Raw genomic sequence first — 7,294 nt, 5'->3', positions numbered from 1 at the left:
AATCTCGCGAAGCAGCTTCGACGCGGCTAAGACCCGTATTAATGACCGCTCTCACCATGATTATTGGTTTACTGCCGATGGCATTGGCGCTTGGCGAAGGGGGTGAACAAAATGCACCACTGGCCCGGACGGTTATCGGTGGTTTGATGCTGGGTACATTTGCCTCACTTTTTTTAGTGCCTTGGACTTTCAGCATGATCATGCAATTTATTAAACGTCCGCAGCCCATCAAGCTGCCGACAATTTGAGGACCTCACCATGTCAAATATAACCAAGACAATCATAGTTGCTGCGGTCATCGCTGTTCCGGTGTGGTTTTTAATTCAACCTGCCAGCGAAGCCAATATCGAACAATCCTCTGCTAACACCCCTGAAACTCTCTCGGTGCGGGTGGCTCAACCAAAACACATAACTGATTATCAGCCATTGGTATTCAATGCACGCGTCGAGGCCATTGAACAGTCGGATATTTTTGCCCGAGCTGATGGTTATGTCGAAAGTCGTTACGTGGATATTGGTGATGAAGTTAAACAAGGTGACCTGTTAGCCAAACTGTCTTCCCCCGAACTGGAGCAGGAAATTCTACAGGCCAAGGCTGAAATAAAGCGCCAGAAAGCCATGCTGGATCTGACTGAAAAAGTGGCCAGACGCTACATTAATTTACGTGATTCCGGCGCCGTGAATGCTACCGAAGTAGATGAAAAAGAAGCAGAGCTCGCTGTTGCCAAAGCCACATTAGCCACTTATGAAGCAAGACTGGAGCAGTTGGAAAATGAATTTGCCTATACCGAGATTGTGGCACCATTTGATGGCATCGTTACCCGTCGCCAGGCTGAGCGTGGTAATCGAATTACACGCAGTGATGATATGCCGTTGTTCCGTATAAGCCGCAGCGATAAATTACGGGTTATTGTGGATATTCCCCAGACCCAGCTATTCAATATTGATAAGCAACAGTCTGCACAATTAACGCTGCCTGATATGGCGAATCAGCAAATTGAAGTCCCATTTTCTCGTATTTCAGGTGAAGTGAATCGTGAAACCGGAACAATGCGGTTGGAATATCTACTGGAAAATACCGGCCTGACAATTCCGGCCGGGGTCAGTGGAGAACTGACGATTCAGGCAATCGAAAAAGTGGATACAGTGCGTATCCCGGTTAATGCGTTAAAGACTATTAAAGGTAAACCTTCGGTAATGCTGGTCAATGCGGATAACCAGGTTGAAATCATAACCGTTCGGGTAGGTCGGCTGGATAAAAGTGAGGTTGAGATTCTATCGGGGCTGATAGCTGAAGATCGTGTCATCCTCAATCCTAACGCAAGATTGGATGAAGGTGAAAAGGTCAACGTTTCAGACTAAAAGCAATCAGGCCCACTTTTAAAGTGGGCCTGCAGGACTTATGGGTTAAATTCGACCGGTCAGTAATAAAACCAACAATATAATCACCAACACCCCAATCAAACCAGTCGGACCATACCCCCAGTTTCGACTATGTGGCCATGAAGGAATTACGCCGACTAATAACAGAACCAGGATAATTAATAAGATAGTACTTGTAGTCATGATCATTCCCTCTCATTGAAAACAACACGATATAAACAAAAAATGATTTTATCTGTGCGTTGGCGTACGCAATCTCATTCAGTAAGATTATGGTCGCTCATTGCATAATTCTTTTATAGGTTTGTTTATCAATCTGATAGCAACTGCAGGCGGAGGCTTCCAACCCCTCAACATCCAATATGCTGATATTGCCCCGGTGATAGTTAATTAACTGTCGCTGATGCAGGGCGGTAGCCGCCCGGGTAATACCCACTCGCCGAACACCCAACATATAGGCCAAAAATTCCTGGGTAATTCGAAATTCATTGGATTCAGCCCTGTCCCGGGTCATTAATAACCAACGGGCAAGTCGTGCTTCAACTAGGTGAAAACGGGTGCAACCGGCAGTCTGGGACAATTGCACCAGGGTGACATACAGATATTTTTTTAACATCGCTTCCAGTATCGGGCTTTGTTTTATCTGCTGCTGCAGATTTGCCACAGGAATACGTAAAGCCTGTCCTGCTCCCTGAACTAGAGCATGTAATGGTGCAGCTGTAACACCCAAAACAAGAGTATTACCCAGCATGCCTTCGTTACCTATCAGCCCTACTTCAAGATTGGATTGTGCATCTATAGGAACCGTTAATGAAATAAAACAATGAGTGGGAAACCATGCATATTGCAGAGGATCCCCGGGTTCTGTCAGGGTTTCATTGAATATCATCTCGACTGGCTCACATTGATTGAGCAGCCGCTGTTTTTCCAATACAGGTAAATCAGCAATCAGATGATTGATTTGTTGGCTATCAGAATTTAGCAATGTGAAGCTCCATTTATTACTGATAAAACGCCACTGACAAATTGGTGTCATGCGACGTTGTACTCTACGCTTATCAGTGGAGCTTAGTATGTGTGTTTGGTTGCGTCTGTCTGCCAGACCACACAAAAATAGTCTGAGTCAGAGAGTGGCGTGCTCACTCATCAGCCTGTCAGTTTCAATTTTGACCACTCGATAACATTCGCAAACACGTTTTTCCAAACCCTCACGATCTAAAACCGTAATTTTCCCACGGACATACCGGATCAACCCATCGCGTTGTAAACGTCCTGCCGCCTCGGTAACACCTTCACGGCGCACGCCCAGCATATTGGCAATAAGCTCCTGAGTCATGGTCAGTTCATTGGATGGCAAACGATCGAGGCTTAATAATAACCAGCGACATAATTGCTGGTCGACGGTATGGTGCCGGTTACAGACGGCCGTTTGTGCCATCTGGGTCATTAACGCCTGGGTATAACGTAGCAACAAGCGTTGTAATGTTTCGGCTCGGAAAAACTCGGTTTTCAATCGTTGCCCGGTTAATCGATAAGCATACCCTGCACTTTGCACCACAGCCCAGCTGGAGGTAGTTTCGCCTCCCATAAACAATGAAATACCCACTATCCCCTCTTTGCCTACGACAGCAATCTCGGCTGAAGCACCACTTTCCATCACATGTAATAACGAGACTATAGCCGTGGTTGGAAAATACACATGCTTTATCTGTTTGTCAGGCGAATAAAGAACATCGCCCAACGGCATTTCAACTAGCTCCAAATCTGGAAAGACGCGCGCACGCTCTTCTTCAGGCAGCGCTGCCAGAAGTTTATTATGACAGGGGTCTTGATCTAAACTCATACACTCACAATTTATATTCAACAATCTATCTGTTCATTTAGTCTTAATCTTCACATTGGAAGTGTCAGTCGTTCAAAACAAATTTGATTCAACTTTTTATTAACTCACAATCAGCATTGGATTGTTTGTACGGTATCGCACATAACACCCAAAAAAAACAATTTTTCAATTTCGCCTCGTTTGTACGAAAACGTACATACGGAGCCCGGTTTAACCTCTATGCTGAAAAGAATTTCATAGGGGGACCAGCTATCATGAACACCAAATCAACCCTTAGCGACTTTTGCTTATTACTAAAAACATTTCTCGCTGGTGATTCAGCAAAGCTGTTTGATGACAAATTGCGAAATGGTTGATAAACCTTATGCGCACGCTACGTACTCGCATAACCGACCATGGATCAATATGGCAATTGCTACCTAGAAATCAGGATGACAAGCTTGATTACGAAAAACTGAAACAACTGTGTGATGACTTTCCACTGGGCATAATTCTCTGTGATGAATCGGATCGCTGCGTATATTCGAACCGAGCTTACGTAAATATTATCGGTTATGCCACGGATGAAATCCTTGATAAGGACTGGCACAACTGGCTCTATATTGAAGATGTTGCCTCTCTCAACGCGAAATGGGAAAAAGCTTTATTGAATCGAACTTCTCTGCAAGAAGATGTGCGACTAATAAGGTGCGACGGCACCATGATCTGGGTCCGTCTCCATGCTGTCATGCTGGAAACCGGTCAATATCCTTTTGCCAGTTTACTGATGGTGGAAGACATTTCGGCACGCAAAACCACGGAAGGAATTGTGCAACAAATGGAAAATGCCTTATTTGAGGAAAAAGAACGTGCGCAAGTCACCTTGGATTCGATTGGCGATGCAGTGCTGGCAACCGATTTATCCGGCAATATTACTTACCTCAATCTTGAGGCTGAACACTTAACCGGTTGGGACCGGCTACAAGCCATTGGTAAACCACTCTTAACCGTATTTAATATTATTGATGGCGAATCACGGGAAACGGCACCTAATCCAGCAAATAAGGCTATGTTAGAAAATAGAACAGTTGAACTGGCAATTGGCTGTATTTTAATTGCCAGGGATGGTTCTGAGGTTGAAATTGAAGACTCGGCAGCGCCTATCCATAATCGTGCTCAGCAAGTCTCCGGTGCAGTGATTGTGTTTCACAATGTCGCCAAATCAAATCTGGTAATGGAAAAAACCAACCGTCTGGCGTGGTATGACTACCTGACTGGCTTACCCAATCAGGCCTTGTTTAATGAACGTTTATCGCAATCGCTTGGCATAGCGGATAGACATGATAAGCGTGTTGCATTGCTCTTTCTGGATATGGACGATTTCAAAAAAGCTAATGATACCTTCGGGCATTTAACTGGTGACTTATTACTCAAATCAGTCGCCGAACGGGTAACACAGTGTATCCGTACCACCGACACAGTTTGTCGACGTAGCGGCGATGAGTTCCTCGTATTACTGAGCGAAATAGAACATCCTGAAGATGCCATCCTTGTGGCCAGACAGATACTTTCAGCAATTGCAGCACCTCAAAAAATTAACGATAACGACATAACTTTAGCGGCAAGCATTGGTATCAGTGTCTACCCGAATGATGGTGTGGATGCCACGACACTAATGACATGCGCTGACAGTGCTATGTATATCGCCAAGCAAAACGGGCCAAATCAATTTTATTATTCTGGCTCTCCCTACCCTGGAAAAGTTGAGTCTTTATGTCGTTAGACATCTACTTTAATGATCAAACCAGCTTCAAACGACGTTTCCGGAAAATCTTATGAAATCCATTACTAAACCCTTACTTTTCTGCACATTGTTTATTGTCCCTCTCGTGGGGATACTGACAATTAGTGGTTGTGCTTCTACATCCACCCAGTCAGGTACTGGCGAATACATTGATGACAGTGTGATTACCACTAAAGTCAAAGCAGCTATTCTCAATGAAGAAACACTGAAAGTTGCCGAGATCAACGTGGAGACCTTCAAAGGCGTTGTGCAATTAAGCGGCTTTGTTAATTCACAGGAAGACATTGAACGCGCTGTTGTCGTGGCACGAAGTGTCGCTGGAGTGAAATCAGTAGAAAATGCTATGCGGGTGAAATAAACCGCTTCATTAATGAAAGCGTTTTAAATAAAAAAGCCCTGTCATCGCTGACAGGGCTTTTTTTAGTCGCATGGTTCTGGTGAATTAATCTTTACCAACCTGACTACCAATAACACCGCCTACTGCGGCTCCACCAACAGTACCAACGGCACTGCCACCGGTTAAAATAGCTCCGCCTACGGCACCGATACCGGCGCCTGCCGCTGTGCTTTTATCGCGGCTCGACATATTGCTGCATGCTGATGTTGCAAGGACGACAGTTGCCAGAATCGCGATAAGTGAGCTTTGACGAATAATGTTCATAATAGTTATCTCTAGGTTCGGCCAAAACATATCTGGCGCGATATTTGGATGATACTCGCCTTATTTTTAGGTCATCGCTTTTGTTTCACTGAACTGTGATGAGAGTAGTTAAAAAGCGTTTATTTAACTGACCGTTAATACCTCTCCCCACTTTGTTGTGTAGCCCGGACTTTTATGCTCCTGCTTCATTTTCCACGGACGTTTAAAGCCCTGATTGGCCAGTTGCAAGGTGTCCCGGCCCATCGTGTTATTAATGACATCCATCACCGTCATTAACTGTCCGGATTTAGCATCCTGATTCGGCGCAAACAAGTCCTGCTGCTGCCCACTTTTCGGCTGCAGTTCGGTGAGCATAATGCCGGCTTTGGCATAGTTAAATCCGGGTTGATACATCTTTTTCAATGCACTCAGCGCATGTTTGACCAATACACGCGTGTCATCAGAAGCCATCGGCAACGCTACCATCAGACTATTGCCGTAAAAAGCCTCCCCACTGCGATAAGGACTGCAACGGATATAAACCTGTAGCATCCGCGCCACCGAGTACTGCCGTCGCAGTTTTACAGCCGCACGACTGGTATACAGACTGATAGATTCGGCCAGACTGTTTATATCCGTCACCGGAATACCAAAACTTCTCGAACTTAATATCTGCTTTTTGTCACTGATGGCATATTCCAGCTCCAGACAGCTGATACCGTTGAGTTCACGTACAGTTTTTTCCATCACCACACTGTATTGGCGCCGCAGGGTTTCAGCATTGGCCTGTTTTAAATCCAAAACGCTGTGAATGCCCTGGGTTTTCAACTTCACTGCCAGTTTACGGCCAACACCCCACACTTCACCGACATCCAACTCCGCCAGCAAACGGTTAAGCTGGCTTGGATTCAGCTGATTAAAATCACAAACCCCATCAAATTCAGCCCGCTTTTTGGCACAGTGATTGGCCAGCTTGGCCAGCGTTTTACTGGCACCTATACCGACACTGACCGGCAATCCAGTCCATTGTGCTATCCGATGACGAATCTGCTGGCCATATTGCAGTAAATCAAGATGCTGGAAACCAGTCAGATCCAGAAAACACTCATCAATTGAATACACTTCCTGATCGGGCGAAAACTGATTAAGAATGCGCATCACCCGATTACTCATATCGGCATACAACGCATAGTTGGATGATAAAGCGATGATCTGCTGCTCATTCGCTATTTGCTGAAACTTGAACCACGGTGCCCCCATCGGGATATGCAGTTTGGCCTCGTTGCTTCTCGCCACTGCACAGCCATCATTATTGCTGAGCACCACCACCGGTTTACCGGCCAGTTTTGGGTTAAATACCCGCTCACAGGAAACGTAAAAGTTATTCACGTCGATCAGGGCAATACTGCGTGACATTATTTAAAACGCCGAAACGAGCCCGTCACTACACCCCATATTTCAAACTGCATACCATCTTTGATTTCAATCGGCTTATACTCGCCTGACTGATTGGACGGCAGTAATCGTGGGCCACCCTGTTTGGTTTTTGCCAGCAGTTTAATGGTAAATTCACCATCGACTACCGCCAGCACAATATCGCCGATACTGGCATTTTTAGAGCGATCCACCACCGCTTTATCGCCGG

10 protein-coding genes are annotated in these 7,294 nt (G+C 45.4%); 4 read left to right on the top strand and 6 right to left on the bottom strand.

Annotated elements, in window-relative coordinates; all coding sequences use genetic code 11:
* The coding region (locus B3182_RS09415; RefSeq protein WP_292752548.1) for an efflux RND transporter permease subunit at window positions 1-248 on the top strand (248 nt) is incomplete at its 5' end.
* Between the two features lie 10 nt (window positions 249-258).
* Window positions 259-1,362 carry an efflux RND transporter periplasmic adaptor subunit gene (locus tag B3182_RS09410; protein WP_292357495.1) on the top strand — a complete coding sequence of 368 codons (1,104 nt, stop codon included), beginning with the start codon at window positions 259-261 and terminating at the stop codon, window positions 1,360-1,362.
* A gap of 45 nt (window positions 1,363-1,407) precedes the next feature.
* Here the strand turns inward: B3182_RS09410 and B3182_RS09405 are convergent, their stop codons facing one another.
* The 3 genes from B3182_RS09405 to B3182_RS09395 form a co-directional block, all read right to left on the bottom strand.
* Window positions 1,408-1,566: a DUF3309 family protein gene (locus B3182_RS09405; protein ID WP_292357497.1), complete on the bottom strand. Its 159-nt coding sequence runs from the start codon at window positions 1,564-1,566 to the stop codon at window positions 1,408-1,410.
* Between the two features lie 97 nt (window positions 1,567-1,663).
* The gene (locus B3182_RS09400) at window positions 1,664-2,368 is read right to left on the bottom strand and encodes a Crp/Fnr family transcriptional regulator (RefSeq protein WP_292357499.1); all 705 of its coding nucleotides are present in this window, start codon (window positions 2,366-2,368) and stop codon (window positions 1,664-1,666) included.
* A gap of 138 nt (window positions 2,369-2,506) precedes the next feature.
* The gene (locus B3182_RS09395; RefSeq protein WP_292357501.1) at window positions 2,507-3,226 is read right to left on the bottom strand and encodes a Crp/Fnr family transcriptional regulator; all 720 of its coding nucleotides are present in this window, start codon (window positions 3,224-3,226) and stop codon (window positions 2,507-2,509) included.
* A 364-nt stretch (window positions 3,227-3,590) separates the two neighbouring features.
* On the opposite strand from B3182_RS09395, the gene B3182_RS09390 reads away from it, so the two are divergent.
* Both B3182_RS09390 and B3182_RS09385 read left to right on the top strand, forming a co-directional pair.
* Complete coding sequence (locus tag B3182_RS09390) at window positions 3,591-4,988, top strand: diguanylate cyclase domain-containing protein (protein ID WP_292357503.1); 1,398 nt, start codon at window positions 3,591-3,593, stop codon at window positions 4,986-4,988.
* Window positions 4,989-5,040: 52 nt separating this feature from the next.
* A complete protein-coding gene (locus tag B3182_RS09385; RefSeq protein WP_292357505.1) occupies window positions 5,041-5,367 on the top strand; it encodes a BON domain-containing protein in 327 nt (108 codons plus the stop codon).
* An 84-nt stretch (window positions 5,368-5,451) separates the two neighbouring features.
* Here B3182_RS09385 and B3182_RS09380 read toward each other — a convergent pair whose 3' ends face one another.
* From B3182_RS09380 to B3182_RS09370, 3 genes are all read right to left on the bottom strand, one after another.
* Window positions 5,452-5,670 (bottom strand): glycine zipper 2TM domain-containing protein, encoded by a 219-nt coding sequence (locus tag B3182_RS09380; protein WP_292357506.1) that lies wholly within the window; start codon window positions 5,668-5,670, stop codon window positions 5,452-5,454.
* A gap of 123 nt (window positions 5,671-5,793) precedes the next feature.
* A complete protein-coding gene (locus B3182_RS09375) occupies window positions 5,794-7,065 on the bottom strand; it encodes a Y-family DNA polymerase (RefSeq protein WP_292357507.1) in 1,272 nt (423 codons plus the stop codon).
* A partial coding sequence (locus tag B3182_RS09370; RefSeq protein ID WP_292752545.1) for a LexA family protein occupies window positions 7,065-7,294 on the bottom strand: 230 nt, incomplete at its 5' end. The genes B3182_RS09370 and B3182_RS09375, both read right to left, overlap by 1 nt.

The organism is Methylophaga sp. UBA4204 (assembly GCF_002379485.1).
Lineage (GTDB): Bacteria > Pseudomonadota > Gammaproteobacteria > Nitrosococcales > Methylophagaceae > Methylophaga.
Note: the sequence above shows the minus strand (reverse complement) of the source record. Positions and strands in the feature narration are given on the sequence as shown.